Genomic DNA, 17,442 nt, shown 5'->3' on the forward strand with positions numbered 1-17,442 from the left:
GCCGCGAGCCGTGTCCGGAGGCGTGCGAACGTATGAACATACGAAGCCGATCGGTGATCTCGATCGTGGAATGAGCGGCCCGCGGAGCCCGTTAGCATGGACATCCGCACCGATCAAGGCCATTTGGGGAAGGTGTCATGACTGCAAACGTCGACGGAGTGCCCGAGAAATTCGCGACGCTCGGGCTGACATACGACGACGTGCTGCTGCTGCCGGGGGCCTCGGAAGTGCTGCCGAACCAGGTGGACACCGCCTCTCTGGTCTCGCGGAACGTCAAGGTGAACATCCCGCTGCTGTCCGCGGCGATGGACAAGGTCACCGAGGCCCGGATGGCGATCGCCATGGCGCGGCAGGGCGGCGTCGGTGTGCTGCACCGCAATCTCTCCATCGCCGACCAGGCCAACCAGGTCGATCTGGTGAAGCGCTCCGAGTCCGGCATGGTCACCGACCCGATCACGGTGCACCCCGACGCGACGCTCGCCGAGGCCGACCAGCTCTGCGCCAAGTTCCGGATCAGCGGCGTCCCGGTCACCGACCGCGCGGGCAAGCTGCTCGGCATCGTCACCAACCGTGACATGGCCTTCGAGGCGGACCGTACGCGCCAGGTGCGCGAGGTCATGACCCCGATGCCGCTGGTCACCGGCAAGGTCGGCATCTCCGGTGTGGACGCGATGGAGCTGCTGCGCCGGCACAAGATCGAGAAGCTGCCGCTGGTCGACGACGCGGGCATCCTCAAGGGCCTGATCACCGTCAAGGACTTCGTCAAGGCGGAGAAGTACCCGCACGCGGCCAAGGACGCGGAAGGCCGGCTGCTGGTCGGCGCCGCCGTGGGGGCCAGCCCGGAGGCGCTGGAGCGGGCCCAGGCGCTGGTCGCGGCGGGCGTGGACTTCCTGGTCGTGGACACCTCGCACGGCCACAACAGCAACGCGCTCAGCTGGATGTCCAAGATCAAGTCGAGTGTCGCGGTCGACGTCATCGGCGGCAATGTCGCCACCCGTGACGGCGCCCAGGCGCTGATCGACGCGGGTGTGGACGGCGTCAAGGTCGGTGTGGGACCCGGCTCGATCTGTACCACCCGCGTGGTCGCGGGCATCGGGGTCCCGCAGGTCACGGCGATCTACGAGGCGTCGGTGGCCTGTCAGGCGGCCGGTATCCCGGTGATCGGCGACGGCGGCCTCCAGTACTCCGGCGACATCGGCAAGGCGCTCGCCGCCGGAGCCAGCACGGTCATGCTGGGCAGCCTGCTCGCGGGGTGCGAGGAGTCGCCCGGCGAGCTCCAGTTCATCAACGGCAAGCAGTTCAAGTCGTACCGGGGCATGGGATCGCTCGGCGCGATGCAGTCGCGCGGCCAGGGGCGTTCGTTCTCCAAGGACCGCTACTTCCAGGCCGAGGTGTCCTCGGACGACAAGCTGGTGCCCGAGGGCATCGAGGGCCAGGTCCCCTTCCGCGGTCCGCTCGCCGCCGTACTGCATCAGCTGGTCGGCGGGCTGCGCCAGACCATGGGGTACGTGGGCGCCGCCTCCATCGACGAGATGGAGCGCAAGGGCCGCTTCGTACGGATCACGTCGGCGGGTCTCAAGGAGAGCCACCCGCACGACATCCAGATGACGGTCGAGGCACCGAACTACACCGCGAACTGAGCGAGTGATTCTGTGAGGGGCGGCCCGGATTCCGGGACCGCCCCTCACTGGCGCGTCGGGGATACTGGACGGGCAGACGTAGAGGGAAAGGCCACACATCGTGACTGAGATCGAGATCGGGCGCGGCAAGCGCGGCCGCAGGGCGTACGCCTTCGACGACATCGCCGTCGTCCCGAGCCGGCGCACCCGGGACCCGAAGGAGGTCTCGATCGCCTGGCAGATCGACGCCTACCGGTTCGAGCTGCCCTTCCTGGCCGCTCCCATGGACTCCGTCGTCTCCCCGCGGACCGCGATCCGGATCGGCGAGATGGGCGGTCTGGGGGTGCTCAACCTGGAGGGTCTGTGGACCCGGTACGAGGACCCGGAGCCGCTGCTCGACGAGATCGCCGGTCTTGAGGAGGCGACCGCCAACCGCAGGCTCCAGGAGATCTACGCCGAGCCGATCAAGGAAGAGCTCATCGGGCAGCGCATCAAGGAGGTGCGGGACTCGGGCGTGGTCACGGCGGCCGCGCTCTCACCGCAGCGCACCGCGCAGTTCTCCAAGGCCGTGGTGGACGCCGGGGTCGACATCTTCGTCATCCGCGGTACGACCGTCTCCGCCGAGCATGTCTCGGGGGCCGCGGAGCCGCTGAACCTGAAGCAGTTCATCTACGAGCTGGATGTGCCGGTCATCGTCGGCGGCTGCGCCACGTACACCGCGGCCCTGCATCTGATGCGTACGGGCGCGGCGGGCGTGCTCGTCGGTTTCGGCGGCGGCGCCGCGCACACCACCCGCAATGTGCTGGGCATCCAGGTCCCGATGGCGACCGCCGTCGCGGATGTGGCGGCGGCTCGCCGGGACTACATGGACGAGTCCGGCGGCCGGTATGTGCATGTCATCGCGGACGGCGGGGTCGGCTGGTCGGGCGATCTGCCCAAGGCGATCGCGTGCGGCGCGGACTCGGTGATGATCGGCTCGCCGCTGGCGCGGGCGACGGACGCGCCGGGCAAGGGGCGTCACTGGGGCATGGAGGCGGTCCACGAGGACGTGCCGCGCGGCAAGCTGGTGGACCTGGGCATCGTCGGGACGACGGAGGAGGTCCTCACCGGCCCCTCGCACATCCCGGACGGGTCGATGAACTTCTTCGGCGCGCTGCGGCGGGCCATGGCGACGACGGGCTACAGCGAGCTCAAGGAGTTCCAGCGCGTCGAGGTGACGGTGGCGGACTCGCAGCACCGCCGCTGAGGTGCGTTGTCCGTGTGAAGCGGAGATGCCCCGGGCCGCATTGCGCGGTCCGGGGCATCTCGCTGTCTCCCGCTGTCTGTTGAGGAGCTGCCTTACTCGGCGGCCTTCTTGGCGCCGGAGAAGGCCGCGAACGCGGCGAGCGCGAAGAACAGGAACGTCATGATGTCCTTGCCCTCGTTCCACGCCTCGGTCAGCAGACCGAAGTTGTCGAGGAAGACGTCCGTCGCGGACACGTTCAGTTCCTTGGCGACGCTGATCGCGATGCCGAGGAGCTGGCCCAGGTAGACCGCGCCCAGGGACAGGACGGCGCTCGCGATCGGCAGTACGGGGTTGGGCCCGCCGACCTTGCCCGCGGCGAACCCGACCAGGAAGCCGACGCCGATGGCGGCCCAGCCGATCTCGCGCTCGATGGCCCCGGCGATCCCGCCGTAGACCCCGCCGGCGACGAGTGCGGCGACCAGGGCCGTCACCAGACCGAGCGCGAGATTGTCGCGCACAGGCGCGGGCGGCGGAGGCGGGGTGTACGGGCCGGGCGGAACGGCGCCGTCGGCGAAGGGGTTGCCGGGTGGTGGAACAGACTGGCTCATGCTGAGAATCCCCCCAGGGAAAGTGTCGTGCGCATGACCTGCGCTCGATGGCCCTGGACAGTAGCAGTCGGCTCGGACAGTCCCGTAGCGGATTCAGAGGCGGTACGCGGCACCCGCCGGGCTCGCGCCCCTGGTGTCCAGCAGCAACTGCGCCTTGACCGCCAGCCCTTGCAGGTCGTACGTGCGGTGGTGCTGGAGAAGCACCGTCAGATCGGCGTTCGCGGCGGCCTCGTAGAGGGAGTCCGCGCGGGGTACGGGGAGTTCGCGTACGCGCCAGTCGGGGACGTACGGATCGTGGTAGCTGACGGTGGCGCCCAGATCCATCAGCCGGCAGGCGATCTCCGTCGCCGGTGAGCTCTGCTGGTCGGCGAGGTCGGGCTTGTAGGTGACGCCGAGGAGCAGTACGCGGGCGCCGCGCGCGGATTTGCCGTGCTCGTTGAGCAGGGTGGCGCTGCGCTGGATGACGTACTGCGGCATCCGGGAGTTGATCTCCTGGGCGAGGCCGACCATCCGCAGCGGATGGCCCGGGGTGCGGCCCGCGTGCGGCAGATAGCTGGGGTCCATCGGAACGCCGTGGCCGCCGACACCGGGGCCCGGCCGGAACGCCTGGAAGCCGAAGGGTTTGGTCTCGGCGCAGCGGATGACGTCCCAGAGGTCGACGCCGAGGTCGTGGCAGAGCACGGCCATCTCGTTGACAAGCGCGATGTTGACGTGCCGGAAGTTGGTTTCGAGGAGCTTGACGGTCTCGGCCTCGCGCGGGCCCCGGGCCCGGACGACCTTGTCGGTGAGGCGGCTGTAGAAGGCCGCCGCCGATTCGGTGCAGGCGGGGGTGAGACCGCCGATCACCTTGGGGGTGTTGGCGAAGCCGTGGGTGCGGTTGCCGGGGTCGAGCCGGCCGGGGGAGTACGCGAGATGGAAGTCGCGCCCGGCGCGCAGCCCGGAGCCCTCTTCCAGGACGGTGCGGAGGAAGCCCTCGGTGGTGCCGGGCGCGGCGGGTGATTCCAGCAGCACGGTGGTGTGGGGGCGCAGCCGGGCGGCCAGCGCGCGGGCCGCGTCGCCGATGGCGGTCAGATCGGGGGTGCGGTCGGCACCGAGCGGGGTGGGCGCGCAGATGACGGCGGTACGGACCCGGCCGAGATCGGCCGGGTTGGTGGTCGGCCGGAAGCCCCCCGAGAGCATCCGGCGTACGTCCGAGGCGGTGAGCGGGCCGTCGAGCGGGGAGTGGCCGGCGGCCAGTTCGGCGACCGGCCGCGGGTCGGTGTCGTAGCCGATGGTGTCGATACCGGCGGCCACGGCGGCCTGGGCGAGGGGCAGGCCGAGATGGCCGAGTCCGATGACGGCGAGATCTGCGGGCACGGCGATGACCGCCCTTCCCTTAGCCGGAGTGGACAGAGAGCGCAAGCCCTGTGGACAGAATGGGCACGCGCAATGTCAGACTAGGCGTAAATATGACCGTTATGCGGCATTGCGTGGCCGGGGAAGTCCGTTTCGCGAGGGGGATGGCCTCAAACGTCGACAGCTGTGTGACCGGTGTTATCCACAGGCGGTGGCTGAAGTCGTGGAGTGCGGACAGAATCGATGATGTGAGCCCGACCACACGGGGGACGACGGGAGGCAGCGGTGAGAACAGCGACACTGGGACCTGCGGAGCGCGGCCAGGCGCTCGCGGCGATGGCCGAGCGTGAACTGGACGTGCTGGTGGTGGGCGCGGGCGTGGTCGGAGCGGGGACCGCCCTCGATGCCGTGACCCGGGGGCTGGCGACCGGCCTCGTCGAGGCGCGCGACTGGGCGTCGGGCACCTCCAGCCGGTCGAGCAAGCTGATCCACGGCGGCCTGCGCTATCTGGAGATGCTCGACTTCGCGCTCGTACGCGAAGCCCTCAAGGAGCGCGGACTGCTGCTGGAGAAGCTGGCGCCCCATCTGGTGAAGCCGGTGCCGTTCCTCTACCCGTTGCAGCACAAGGGCTGGGAGCGGCTCTACGCCGGCTCGGGCGTCGCGCTGTACGACGCGATGTCCATCTCGTCCGGGCACGGACGCGGGCTGCCGGTCCACCGCCACCTCTCCCGGCGCCACGCGCTGCGGGTGGCGCCCTGCCTCAAGAAGGACGCGCTGGTCGGGGCGTTGCAGTACTACGACGCGCAGATGGACGACGCGCGCTATGTGGCGACGCTGGTGCGTACGGCCGCGACCTATGGCGCGCATGTCGCCAGCCGGGCGCGGGTCATCGGCTTCCTGCGGGAGGGCGAGCGGGTGGTCGGGGCACGCGTGCGGGACGTGGAGGCCGGCGGGGAGTACGAGATCCGGGCCAAGCAGGTCGTCAACGCCACCGGGGTCTGGACGGACGACACCCAGGCGCTGATCGCCGAGCGCGGGCAGTTCCATGTCCGGGCCTCCAAGGGCATCCATCTGGTCGTGCCCAAGGACCGGATCCACTCGACGACGGGGCTGATCCTGCGGACCGAGAAGTCGGTGCTGTTCGTCATCCCCTGGGGCCGGCACTGGATCGTGGGCACCACCGACACCGACTGGGATCTGGACAAGGCCCATCCGGCGGCCTCCAGCGCCGATATCGACTATCTGCTCGAACATGTGAACTCGGTGCTGCACACGCCGCTGACCAGGGACGACGTACAGGGCGTCTACGCGGGGCTGCGCCCGCTGCTCGCCGGGGAGTCCGACGCCACCAGTAAGCTGTCGCGCGAGCACACCGTCGCGCATCCGGTGCCCGGCCTGGTGGTCGTCGCGGGCGGCAAGTACACGACGTACCGGGTGATGGCCAAGGACGCGGTGGACGAGGCGGTGCACGGCCTCGACCAGCGGGTGGCGGAGTGCGTCACCGAGGACGTGCCGCTGCTCGGCGCCGAGGGGTATCACGCGCTGTGGAACGCGCGGGCGAGGATGGCCGCGCGGACCGGGATCCATGTCGTGCGCGTGGAGCATCTGCTGAACCGGTACGGGACGCTCGTCGAGGAGCTGCTCGAACTGATCGCGGCGGACCCGGGTCTCGGTGAGCCGCTGGCCGCCGCCGACGACTATCTGCGCGCCGAGGTCGTCTACGCGGCCTCGCATGAAGGGGCGCGCCATCTCGACGATGTACTGACCCGGCGGACCCGGATCTCGATCGAGACGTTCGACCGGGGCACGCGCAGCGCGCGGGAGTGCGCGGAGCTGATGGCGCCGGTCCTCGGCTGGGACAAGGACCGGATCGAGCGGGAGGTCGAGCACTACGAGAAGCGGGTGGAGGCGGAGCGGGAGTCGCAGCGGCAGCCGGACGACCAGACGGCGGACGCGGCGCGGCTCGGCGCGCCGGACATCGTGCCGATCTGACGTGCCGCGGCCGGTGCGTTGCCGGAGGGGCCCGCTCAGGACGGATTCGCGGGACGGGCCTTTCCGGAGCGACAGAACTCCGCTTCCAGCAGGGCCCGTTCGGTCGATTCGAGGGATCCGTCCGCGAGCGCGTCCGTGTTGACGCGGAAGGTGAGGGTGCGCCGGCCGTCGGCGGTGATGGCCGTACGGACGTAACTGCCGGAGATCCGGCCGTTGTGACCCCAGACGGTGAGGCCGCAGGAGAGCCGCTCCGGGTAGATGCCAAGACCGTAGGCGCCGCGCGTGGCGGCGGTGTCCAGCAGCTCGCGTAACTGGGGCGCGGCGAGCAGCCGGCCGCCGAGCAGGGCGGAGTAGAAGCGGTCGAGATCGTCGAGCGTGGAGATCAGCTCACCGGCCGCGCCCGCCGGACGCGGGTCGAGTTCGGTGACATCGCGCGGGGGTCCGCCGGAGTCCGGATCCCGGGTGTAGGCGCGGCCGTGCGGGGAGGGGAGCGTGGTGCGGTCGCCGGGGAAGGAGGTGCCGGTGAGACCGAGGGGAACGATGATGCGGTCCGTGGCCTCGATCGCGTACGAACGGCCCGTCACCTTCTTGACGACGAGGCCGAGCAGGACGTAATCCGTATTGGAGTACAGATACGAGCCGAGTGGCGCCGGTGCGTGCGCGAGCGCGATACGGAGCGCCGCCCGGGGGGTGGTGGGGGCGGGCGCCGAGGCGGCGGCGGTGTAGTCGTACAGCCCGCTGGTGTGGGTCAGCAGCACGCGCAGGGTGAGCCGTCGGCCGTCGTTGCCGTGGCCGCGGACCAGTCCCGGCAGATGGTGTTCGACGGTGTCGGACAGGTGCAGCCGCCCCTCGGCGGCGAGTTGGAGGACGACCGTCGCCACCAGCGTCTTGGTGGTGCTGCCGGCCCGGAAGCGGTCGGCGCGGCGGATTCCGGAGCCGGCGGATTCGAACCGAGAGGAGGCGGGGGTGCGGGAGACCAGGGCGGCGCCGGGGGCGCGGCCGTCGGAGACCAGCAGGGGGAGGACAGCGGATGTCGGCGAGGGCTGAGACGAGGCGGGCGGTTTCTCCGTAAGGGAGGGTGCGGGACGGGCTGCCTCCGTACGCGCCACACCCGCCCCGTTGGGCACATCCGTCACACCAGCACCTGGCACGCATGTGCCCATACCGAACAGGGTGATGACCAGCAGGGTGGTCAACCGGGCCCGGGGTAGTGGCATGGTGGGGGTCCCTTCCTCCGGCACCATCCTGGCGGACGCCGGACCCGGGAGCGGTGACGGTCCCGGAGTGAGGGACAATGAAGCCTCTGCCAGGGCGCGTTACGGCACCGCGCGGGTGGGTGGAGTCGCGGGCCAGGATCAGGGATCGCAGAGGGGACGCATGTCGCAGTCGGAGCAGTCGCGGGACACGGCGCAGGAGCCCCAGCAGGACGCGAGGAAGAGCGCCGACGGCACTCCGGAAGGGCGCCTGCTCGCGGGCAGGTACCGGCTCGGCGGAGTGCTGGGGCGCGGTGGCATGGGCACGGTCTGGCGGGCGCTCGACGAGACGCTCGGCCGTACGGTCGCGGTGAAGGAACTGCGCTTTCCCTCCAGCATCGACGAGGACGAGAAGCGCCGGCTGATCACGCGCACGCTGCGTGAGGCCAAGGCGATCGCGCGGATCCGCAACAGCGGCGCGGTGACGGTCTATGACGTCGTGGACGAGGACGACCGGCCCTGGATCGTGATGGAGCTGGTCGAGGGCAAGTCGCTCGCCGAAGCCGTCCGGGAGGACGGGCTGCTGACGCCCAGGCGGGCCGCCGAGGTCGGGCTCGCGATCCTCGACGTGCTGCGCTCCGCGCACCGCGAGGGCATCCTGCACCGCGATGTGAAGCCGTCCAATGTGCTGATCGCCGAGGACGGCCGCGTGGTCCTCACCGACTTCGGTATCGCCCAGGTCGAGGGCGACCCGTCGGTCACCTCGACAGGCATGCTCGTCGGCGCCCCCTCGTACATCTCGCCGGAGCGCGCCCGCGGTCACAAGCCGGGACCCGCGGCCGACCTCTGGTCGCTCGGCGGGCTGCTGTACGCGTCGGTGGAGGGCTGCCCCCCGTACGACAAGGGCTCCGCCATCGCCACGCTCACCGCCGTGATGACCGAGCCGCTCGACCCGCCCAAGAACGCGGGCCCGCTGGAAGAGGTCATCTACGGGCTGCTCGCCAAGGACCCCGAGCAGCGGCTCGACGACGCGGGCGCGCGGGCGCTCCTCCAGGCCATCGTCGACGCGCCCGAGCAGCCCCGGCGCGCTCCGGAGCCGGAGCCGGACGCGACCCGTGTCGTGCCGCTTCCGCCGATGCCCGGCGAGGCCCCGGCCGCGCAGCCGGCGCGGGGATCCGCCGGGGACGCGGGCGCGGACCGGGTGCGCGGCGCGCTGCGCTCCGTACGGAACGCGGCGGCCGGCAAGCCCGAGACCCGGCCGGCCCCGGAGCCCGCGGTTCCGCAGCGGCCCGCGACACCGCGCGCGTCGCTCACCGATGTGGTGCCCCGGCGCACGCTGGTGATCATCGCGGTCGTCGCCGCGCTCGCGCTCATCTCCACCGTCCTGATCGTCGCGCTGAACGGGAACGCCGACGACGCGTCAGGGAGCAACCAGGGCAAGGACCCCTCGACCGCCTCGGCCGGGACCACCGCCGGTGAGGACGGATCGGGCGACGGCAAGGGGCAGGACCCGGCGCCGGGCGCGAGCGCGGCGGGGGACGGCAAGGGGGACACCGCCGCCACGAGCGGGCAGGGGTCCGATTCCGGTTCCGGTTCCGATCCGTCGGGCGACTCCGGCGACTCCGGTGACGGGAAGGAGGGCGGCGGTAAGAAGGGCGACGCGCTGCCCGACGGCTACGCCAAGGTCACCGACGACCGGTTCCGCTTCTCGATGGCGATGCCCAAGGGGTTCCATAGAACCGGCATAGCCGGAGCCAACTCCGGTGGCATTTACAGCGCCGACGGCGGATTCCCCCGGGTCCAGATCGACTTCAACGACAGCCCGACCGATGACGCGGTGGCTGCCTGGCAGGGGCTCCAGTCGGCGGTCAGGGGCAGCAGTGACAACTACAAGCTGCGCGGTATCAAGAAGGTCGACTACAACGGCTACCAGACCGTCGCCGACTGGGAGTTCGAGCGCGACCAGAGCGGCGAGCGGATCAGGGTCCTCAACCGGGGCTTCAAGATCGACGCCAAGCGCGGCTACTCGATCATGGTCAGCTGCAAGGCGAGCGAGTGGAGCGACACGGAGTGCGAGACGCTGCGCAAGACGGCGTTCGCGACATTCAAGCCGAAGGCCTGAGCGACGGGCCTGAGCGACGGGCCTGAGCGACGGGCCTGAGCGACGGCTGAGCAGCCGCCTGAGTTCGCCGGCGAGCGAATGGCCGGAGCGATGAGTTCCGGCCGCTGTGGTGGGTAGTTCGGCGTACGAGAACTGAACGTTACGCAGCGGGTTGCCGCGACCCGGCGGCATGTTGGCCCGCGGCCACGTATCGTGAGAACTCGCGAACCGTACGCATCCACAATGAGCCGGTAAACGACCGGAATTGGCGGTTTCGCGGGTCTCCAGGACCGGGAGACAGCGTGTTGTGGGGAGGCGTTGTGGACGACTACGCGGGACGGGTGCTTGCCGACCGCTATCGCCTGCCGTTGCCACCCTCCGATGAGTACGAACTTGTCGAGACCCGCGCCTTCGATACGTACAGCGGGCAGGAAGTCCTCGTCAGACAGGTGCCGTTGCCGGAGGTCGTGGACGCGGAGGTGGTGGACGCGGACGGCGCCGCGGCGCCGCGCCGGGCCTCGGGGCGTTCGGCACGCAGACATACGGATCCGGCGGTGCGGCGGGCCATCGAGGCCGCGCAGAGCGCCGCCCAGATCCCCGATCACCCCCGGCTCGACCAGGTCTTCGACGTGTTCGCGGAGGCCGGTTCCCTGTGGATAGTGAGTGAACTGGTCGCGGCCAGACCGCTCGCCGCGCTGCTCGCCGAGCGCCCGCTGAACCCCTTCCGGGCCGCCGAGATCGCCTCCGATGTGCTCACCGCGGTGCGGGTGGTGCACGCGCACGGCTGGACCCACCGGAACATCACCGTCCGTACGGTCCTCGTCTGCGACGACGGGCGCGTGGTGCTCACCGGGCTCGCCGCGGGCGCGGCGGAAGAGGCGCTGTGCGGATACGCGCCGGTGCCCGAGCCGCCGGACCGGTTCGAGGAGCCGGACCACCAGGGACCGCGGGAGCAGCACGGACTCCATGACCCCCACGCGCCCCACGAGGAAGTGGGGGCGCAAGGACAGCAGGGGGCCTACGAACGGCTCGGGCCGCCCGGACAGTACGCGCCGACGGAAGGGCTGACCGGCTCGCGGACATCCGCCCTGCCGTACGACCCCGGGCCGACGGCGGGGGTGCCCGGTGCGCCGAATCGCGCCGCGCTGGGAACGGGCCGCGGCGCGGACAGTCCGTACGACGACGGCACCTCGTCCGGTACGTCCGGCGCCATGCCGCGTCCGCATCACGGCACCCCCGGCATCCCGGCGCCGTACGGCGGCCAGCCGGCGCTGCCCGGCGGGAGCGCCTCGGGCGATATCCGCGCCGCGCGCGCCGGAGCCATCGCCGCGTACCGCGCGGGGGCACGCGCCGCCGCGCGCGCCACTGAGGACCAGGGCTCCGGTACGAGCGGTACGAGCAGCACGGGCGTCCCGGCTGTCCCGGGAGCCTCGGGCGGCACGGCGGGGAGTGGTGGCCCGGCGGGCACGGGGGGCACGGCCACCGGTTCCGGTGCGCAGGAGCCGCCCCGGAGCGGCTCCGGTTCCGGCTCCGGCGATGGCCCGCAGGGCACGAGCCTCGACCCGGACTGGTGGGCCAAGCCGCGCACCTTCGCGGACACGGACGCCGACGCGGACATCGACGAGGACGACGAGCCGCCCACGCCCTACCGCGCCCAGCTGGCCGGTGTCTGGCGCGACGGCCCGGCGCCCTGGAACGACGCCTCGGGCTCCGTACCGGCGGGCGGCAGCCCGTACGGCCCGGACTCGGCGGGCCCCTTCGGGGGCGGCTCCGGCGCGAGTGGCGACGATGCGACCTCCGGTGGTACGTCCGGCATTCCCGCGCTGCCGCCCGGCGGCTCCCGGTCCGGCTCGGGCACAGGTTCCGGTGCCCTCGTCGCCCGTGGCGGCGACACCCCGTACTCCGGACCCGGCAGCGGCAGCGGCGGAGGAAGCGGCAACTGGCAGGCGGGCGGGGCGCGCGACGCGTTCCGCGCCGACTCGCAGCGCCAGTCCGCCCAGCTGCCCGCCGTCACCGGGCAGGGCGCGGGCGCCGGGCGCTGGGACGAGATAGTCGCGAGCGGCCCCGTGCCCGCGTACCGCGGCCCCGCCACCCCGCTCGCCGCCGAGCGCGCCCGGCAGGCCCGTATCGCGGTCGTCGGCGCCGTCACCGAGCGCTGGGCGCCCGAGCAGGCCGGTCCCGTCCACGAGAACTGGCAGCTGGCACCGCCCATCGGGCCCGCCACCGACCTGTGGGCCCTCGGCGCGCTGCTGTACCGCGCGGTGCAGGGCCATGCCCCGTACCCCGAAGAGAGCGCCATCGAGCTGGTGCAGCTCGTCTGCGCCGAGCCGCCCGCCTTCGCCGAGGAGTGCGGACCGCTGCGTCCGGTCGTGGAGTCGCTGCTGCGTCAGGACCCCACCGAGCGGCCGGACTTCGAGGAGCTGCGTGGCTGGCTGCGCTCGCTCGTACGGTCCGCGCCCGAGCCGGAGGCCGGTCTGGATGTCGTACCGCTCCCGGCGGACGAGACCCGGCTGCCGATCGTGCGCCGCCGGGGAGAGCTGGTGCGCAGGCGCCGCGGGCGTGGCCGTGACCTGGGCGGGCGCCACCGCCACAAGAAGGGCAAGGAGCGCAAGGAGAAGGGCGGCCGGTCCGGCCTCGACGAGCGACGGCGGTACGAGCACGAGAACGAGCACGCGCTCGGGGCCGACGCGCCCCACGAGCGTACGGAACGACTGGACCGGCTGCTGGACGGGCCGGAGCGGTCGGCCGGGCCGGAGCGGCGCGACAGGGCGGACAGGTTCGACGGGTCGGGCGGATTCGACGGCGCGGACCGGTTCGACAGTGCGGACCGGTTCGACAGTGCGGACCGGTTCGACAGTGCGGACCGGTTCGACAGGGCCGGGAAGAGCCCTGGCCGCGGCCCCCGTTCCCTCGGCCGCAATCTGCTGATCCTGATTCTGCTGTTGCTCGTGGCGGCCGTCGTCTACGCCGTGATGTTCCTGCCCAAGGCGAATACGCAGCAGCAGGGCCAGAGCGTCGGTGAGGCGAGCCCCGGCTCGTCCGCCGCGCCGCAATCGCCGGGTCCGGGCAGCTCCGGTTCGACCCCGTCCAATGGCTCGGCGCCCCAGACCTCGGGTCCCGGCGTCGATCTCGCCGACGGCTATGCCCTGCGCACGGACTCCGAGGGCTTCCGGATCGCGGTCGACAAGGGCTGGCAGCGGCGCCCCATCAACGACAGCGGGCAAGTCCGCTATGTCGGGGGCGACTTCACGCTGATCGTCGTTCCCGGCCGGGACAGCGTGGCGGAGAACGGCGGCGACCCGATCGCCTATCAGCGCGACAAGGAGCGGGAACTCCAGCCGTTCCGGGACTCGTCCTGGTCCAGCGCCTCCGGCGTACGCCGGATCGACGTGGGCCGGCAGGCCATGGCGGAGGGTCAGTACACCTGGCAGGACAGCAGCGGGCGCGACGTGTTCGTACGGAACCTCGCGATGATCGTCGACGGCCGGTACCACATCATCCAGGTCATCGGCCCGGACGGACAGCGGGACAAGGTCGACGAGATCTACCAGCAGGCGACCGGTGCCTACCGGGTTACCGGCTGAGCGTCAGGCATGAGGCATGAGACATGGCGCGAGGCATGACGGCATGAGGCACATGAATCCCAACTCGTGCCCCGTACAACGCTGGTCACGCATCACAGTGCGGTTTCCGTGAGCGACCCGAGGTTCCGCCCCGTATGCCCCCTCCGTAATCTGTGACCCCAAGGAACGGGGCTGGGACGTGGAGCAAACACAGAGCACGGGAACGGACTCGGGCGGGAACGCGGTGGGCGCGGGGCCGCTGCTCGCCGGGCGTTACCGGCTGGCGGAGTCCATCGGCAGCGGCGGCATGGGCAAGGTGTGGCGGGCACATGACGAGGTGCTCCACCGGGTCGTCGCCATCAAGGAGTTGACCGCAGGACGTTATGTTTCCGAGGCCGACCGGGCCGTACTGCACCAGCGGACCCAGAAGGAGGCGCGGGCCGCCGCCCGGATCAGCCACCCGGCTGTCGTCACCGTCCACGATGTGCTGGAGCACGACGGCCGGCCGTGGATCGTCATGCAGTACGTCGACGGTCCTTCCCTCGCCGACGCCGTGAAGGAGTCCGGCCGGATCGATCACCGCGAGGCGGCCAGGATCGGTCTCGCGGTCCTCGGCGCGCTGCGCGCCGCGCACGCGGCCGGGGTGCTGCACCGCGATGTGAAGCCCGGCAATGTCCTGCTCGCGCGCGACGGCCGGGTGCTGCTCACCGACTTCGGGATCGCGGCGATAGAGGGCGACTCGACCATCACCAGGACCGGTGAACTCATCGGGTCCATCGACTATCTGGCGCCCGAGCGGGTACGGGGCGGCGATCCCGGCCCCGCCTCCGACCTCTGGTCGCTCGGGGTGACGCTCTATACGGCGGTGCAGGGGGTCTCGCCGTTCCGCCGGAGTTCACCGCTGTCCACCATGCAGGCCGTGGTGACGGACGAGCCCGACCACCCCGATCACGCGGGCCCGCTCGCGCCCGTGATCGCCGGGCTGCTGCGCAAGGACCCGGACGGGCGGCCCGGGGCGGAGCGGAGCGAGCACATGCTGCGCGAGGTGGCGGAGGGGCGGACGGCCGCCGGGGCGGAGGAGCAGGAGCCGACGCGTCATCTGCCGTACGGGGAGCGGCAGTCGGCCGCCGCGCAACCGCAGCCCGCCGGACCGCCCTTCGCACCCGCAGGGACCGGCCCCGCGACCGTTCCCGCCACCGGCCCCGTGCCTGGCCCGACACCGAGCTCCCCGACCGTTCCCGCGCCACAGGCCCCGCCCTCGGGCCCCGGCCGCCGGAACCGTTGGCGTACGACGCTCGTGGCCGTGGTCGTCGCGGCCGTCCTCGGCGGCGGCGCCGGCTTCGCCGCCCTGAAGTACGCCGACGACGGTGCCCCCACCGACAACGCGGGTGGTCAGTCCGCGAACGACGCTCCGGCAGACGACACTACGGCGGGCGACGGTCCGGCGGGCGGTCCGACGGACGGTACGACGGAAGGCGCCACGGCCGACGGTACGGCGGGTGAGGGAGACGCCGGCAGCGGGACCACGCCCGAGGGCTGGACCCGTGTCGAGGCCGAGGAGGGCTTCAGCCTCAACGTCCCCCAGGGCTGGGAACGCCAGGTGAGCGGCGACCAGATCGACTACACCCCGGACAACGGCCGTCATCTCATACGGATCAGCGTCGGCACGCCCGACTTCGACACTCCGTACGCGCACATGCTGAGCATGGAGAAGTCCGTCCAGAACTTCCCGGAGTACGCCCGGCTCCAGCTGGCCCCGAACAACTACCGGGACAAGGCGAAGGCCGCCCTCTGGGAGTTCACCTGGACCGAGAAGACCGGGAACCCCGGCAAGCGGCACGCGATCGACCAGATCTACTACTCGGACGACAGCGGTACGGAGTACGCGATCTACATGGCCGGTCCCGAGGAGGACTGGGCGACGACGCGCAAGCAGTTCGACGCCGTACTGCGCAGCTGGCAGGCGCCGGCGACCGATACCGGCCAGTGATACGGCGTCGCGAGCGCGGCCGTACTTCGTGAGGATGCGTACATGAACAACGACGGGGGACGGGTGAACGAGCCCACCAGTTACGAACTCAGGCCGCCGGGCGCGCCGCAGGTGCCGCCACAGAACGCCGGGCCGGGGGGCACCGGATATCCGCCCACGCAGGCCGGGTACGCACCGCAGGCTCCCGCCCCCGCGCAGGCCCCCGCGCAGGCCCCCGCGGGGGCTTCCACCGCCGATCCGGCCGCCAGGCGCGTGCTCGGCGGCCGCTACCGGCTGGTCTCCCGGCTCGGACACGGCGGGATGGGCACGGTCTGGCTGGCGCACGACGAGGTCGTGGACCGCGAAGTGGCGATCAAGGAGCCGCGGGTCCCGGACAATGTGGGCGAGCGCGACCGGGACCGCGTGTATCTGCGGATGCAGCGAGAGGCCCGCGCCGCCGCCAAGATCGAGCACCCGGCCGTCGTCACCATGCACGATGTGGTGATCGAGGACGCCAAGCCATGGATCGTGATGGAGCTGGTGCGCGGTCAGTCGCTCGCCGACCGGCTCCAGGAGGGCACGCTCGACCCGCGCGAGGCGGCGCGTATCGGTCTCGCCGTACTGGACGCGCTCACGGCCGCCCATGAGAAGGGCGTACTGCACCGTGACGTCAAGCCGGACAATGTGCTCCTCGGGCGCGGCGACCGGGTCGTCCTCAGCGACTTCGGGATCGCCCAGGTCGAGGGCGAGCAGGGGCTGACGGAGACCGGCGCGTTCGTCGGCTCGCCCGAGTTCATCGCGCCCGAGCGGGTGCTCGGCCGGCAGCCGGGGCCGGAGTCGGACCTGTGGTCGCTGGGCGTGGTGCTGTACGCGGCGGTCGAGGGCGTGTCGCCGTACCGCCGCTCCCACGTCCCCGCCACGCTCCAGGCCGTGCTGTCCGCGGAGCCGCAGATGCCCGCGCGCGGCTCGGGGGCGTTCGGCACGCTCGTGATGCGGCTGCTGCGCAAGGACCCGGCGGCGCGGCCGGACGCGGCGGAGATCCGGGCGGTCCTGGAGTCGGTGGCGCGTCCGCCGGCCGCCACCCGGCCGTACTCCGGACCCGGACTCGGACCCGGCCCCGAGCACGCTTCCACGGGCCTCGGCGGATGGGTTCCCCCGGTCCTCCAGCGGAGCCGCCCGGCGCGGTACGGCCTGGGCGCGGGCGTGCTGGCCGTGGCCGTCGCCCTCGTACTGATCTTCGTCAACCCGTTCGGCGGCGGCGGGCTCCCCGAGGGCTGGGGGATCCGTCCGGAGAACGAGATCCTCCGCGCGAAGGTCGGGGTCCCCAACGACTACCGGCGCGAGCAGCGGACCGATGACACCGGCGTCACCTACAACGACCCCAGCGGGGTCTTCCTCATCTTCTTCGAGCGGAACCAGAAGCTGCCGGACAACGATCTCCTGGAGCCGAAGGCGGACGTCTGGAAGGCGCACTACGAGCGCGGTGGTGTGAACGGTACGGAGATCAAGGACGCCAAGGTCACCAGCAAGGATGTCGAGCACCAGGGCAAGCCGGGCTTCGAGATGGTCGTCGACTACACCGACTACAGCGATTCGGACGACTTCCCCGTCCGCCACCGCTGGCACGAACTCGTCATCCCCGGCAAGGACGACTCCTATCTGCGGCTGCGGGTGGCCATGCCCGCCGAGGGTGCGGCGGTGAAGGACGGTGAGGAGCTGTACGCGACGGTCGCCGACCAGCTGGACCTCGGGCAGTCATAGCGGCCCCGGGCAGTCGTAACGACGGGATACCGCGCTCGCCAAGCCGCCCCGGGCCGCCGTGAACCGCTGATCAGGG

10 protein-coding genes are annotated in these 17,442 nt (G+C 71.7%); 7 read left to right on the forward strand and 3 right to left on the reverse strand.

The window, feature by feature from the left end:
* Positions 1-137: 137 nt before the first annotated feature.
* Together guaB and IF11_RS0111895 are read left to right on the forward strand one after the other, a co-directional pair.
* Positions 138-1,640, forward strand: coding sequence for an IMP dehydrogenase (gene guaB, locus IF11_RS0111890; RefSeq protein WP_030351488.1), 1,503 nt, complete (start codon positions 138-140; stop codon positions 1,638-1,640).
* Positions 1,641-1,740: 100 nt separating this feature from the next.
* Complete coding sequence (locus IF11_RS0111895) at positions 1,741-2,865, forward strand: GuaB3 family IMP dehydrogenase-related protein (protein ID WP_030351489.1); 1,125 nt, start codon at positions 1,741-1,743, stop codon at positions 2,863-2,865.
* Between the two features lie 92 nt (positions 2,866-2,957).
* Here the strand turns inward: IF11_RS0111895 and IF11_RS0111900 are convergent, their stop codons facing one another.
* Together IF11_RS0111900 and IF11_RS0111905 are read right to left on the reverse strand one after the other, a co-directional pair.
* Positions 2,958-3,452, reverse strand: coding sequence for a hypothetical protein (locus IF11_RS0111900; protein WP_030351490.1), 495 nt, complete (start codon positions 3,450-3,452; stop codon positions 2,958-2,960).
* A 93-nt stretch (positions 3,453-3,545) separates the two neighbouring features.
* A complete protein-coding gene (locus IF11_RS0111905) occupies positions 3,546-4,808 on the reverse strand; it encodes a nucleotide sugar dehydrogenase (RefSeq protein ID WP_030351491.1) in 1,263 nt (420 codons plus the stop codon).
* A gap of 264 nt (positions 4,809-5,072) precedes the next feature.
* On the opposite strand from IF11_RS0111905, the gene IF11_RS0111910 reads away from it, so the two are divergent.
* The gene (locus IF11_RS0111910; protein WP_030351492.1) at positions 5,073-6,779 is read left to right on the forward strand and encodes a glycerol-3-phosphate dehydrogenase/oxidase; all 1,707 of its coding nucleotides are present in this window, start codon (positions 5,073-5,075) and stop codon (positions 6,777-6,779) included.
* 35 nt (positions 6,780-6,814) lie between these two features.
* Here IF11_RS0111910 and IF11_RS0111915 read toward each other — a convergent pair whose 3' ends face one another.
* On the reverse strand, positions 6,815-7,996 hold the full coding sequence (locus IF11_RS0111915; protein ID WP_030351493.1) for a serine hydrolase domain-containing protein: 1,182 nt from the start codon (positions 7,994-7,996) through the stop codon (positions 6,815-6,817).
* Between the two features lie 160 nt (positions 7,997-8,156).
* On the opposite strand from IF11_RS0111915, the gene IF11_RS0111920 reads away from it, so the two are divergent.
* The 4 genes from IF11_RS0111920 to IF11_RS0111935 all read left to right on the forward strand — a co-directional run bounded on the left by IF11_RS0111920 (position 8,157) and on the right by IF11_RS0111935 (position 17,366).
* Positions 8,157-10,094 carry a serine/threonine-protein kinase gene (locus IF11_RS0111920; protein ID WP_030351494.1) on the forward strand — a complete coding sequence of 646 codons (1,938 nt, stop codon included), beginning with the start codon at positions 8,157-8,159 and terminating at the stop codon, positions 10,092-10,094.
* 299 nt (positions 10,095-10,393) lie between these two features.
* Positions 10,394-13,657 (forward strand): protein kinase, encoded by a 3,264-nt coding sequence (locus IF11_RS0111925; protein WP_030351495.1) that lies wholly within the window; start codon positions 10,394-10,396, stop codon positions 13,655-13,657.
* Positions 13,658-13,835: 178 nt separating this feature from the next.
* On the forward strand, positions 13,836-15,626 hold the full coding sequence (locus IF11_RS0111930; RefSeq protein WP_030351496.1) for a serine/threonine-protein kinase: 1,791 nt from the start codon (positions 13,836-13,838) through the stop codon (positions 15,624-15,626).
* Positions 15,627-15,668: 42 nt separating this feature from the next.
* Positions 15,669-17,366 (forward strand): serine/threonine-protein kinase, encoded by a 1,698-nt coding sequence (locus tag IF11_RS0111935; RefSeq protein ID WP_030351497.1) that lies wholly within the window; start codon positions 15,669-15,671, stop codon positions 17,364-17,366.
* The last annotated feature ends 76 nt before the right edge of the window (positions 17,367-17,442 follow it).

Source organism: Streptomyces scopuliridis RB72, from assembly GCF_000718095.1.
Lineage (GTDB): Bacteria > Actinomycetota > Actinomycetes > Streptomycetales > Streptomycetaceae > Streptomyces > Streptomyces scopuliridis.

Bases quoted from the DNA above. Each gene is read 5' to 3' on its own strand.
- IF11_RS0111935 (WP_030351497.1), top strand. From the start codon at position 15,669: ATGAACAACGACGGGGGACGGGTGAACGAGCCCACCAGTTACGAACTC.
- IF11_RS0111915 (WP_030351493.1), bottom strand. From the start codon at position 7,996: ATGCCACTACCCCGGGCCCGGTTGACCACCCTGCTGGTCATCACCCTG.
- IF11_RS0111900 (WP_030351490.1), bottom strand. From the start codon at position 3,452: ATGAGCCAGTCTGTTCCACCACCCGGCAACCCCTTCGCCGACGGCGCC.
- guaB (WP_030351488.1), top strand. From the start codon at position 138: ATGACTGCAAACGTCGACGGAGTGCCCGAGAAATTCGCGACGCTCGGG.
- IF11_RS0111920 (WP_030351494.1), top strand. From the start codon at position 8,157: ATGTCGCAGTCGGAGCAGTCGCGGGACACGGCGCAGGAGCCCCAGCAG.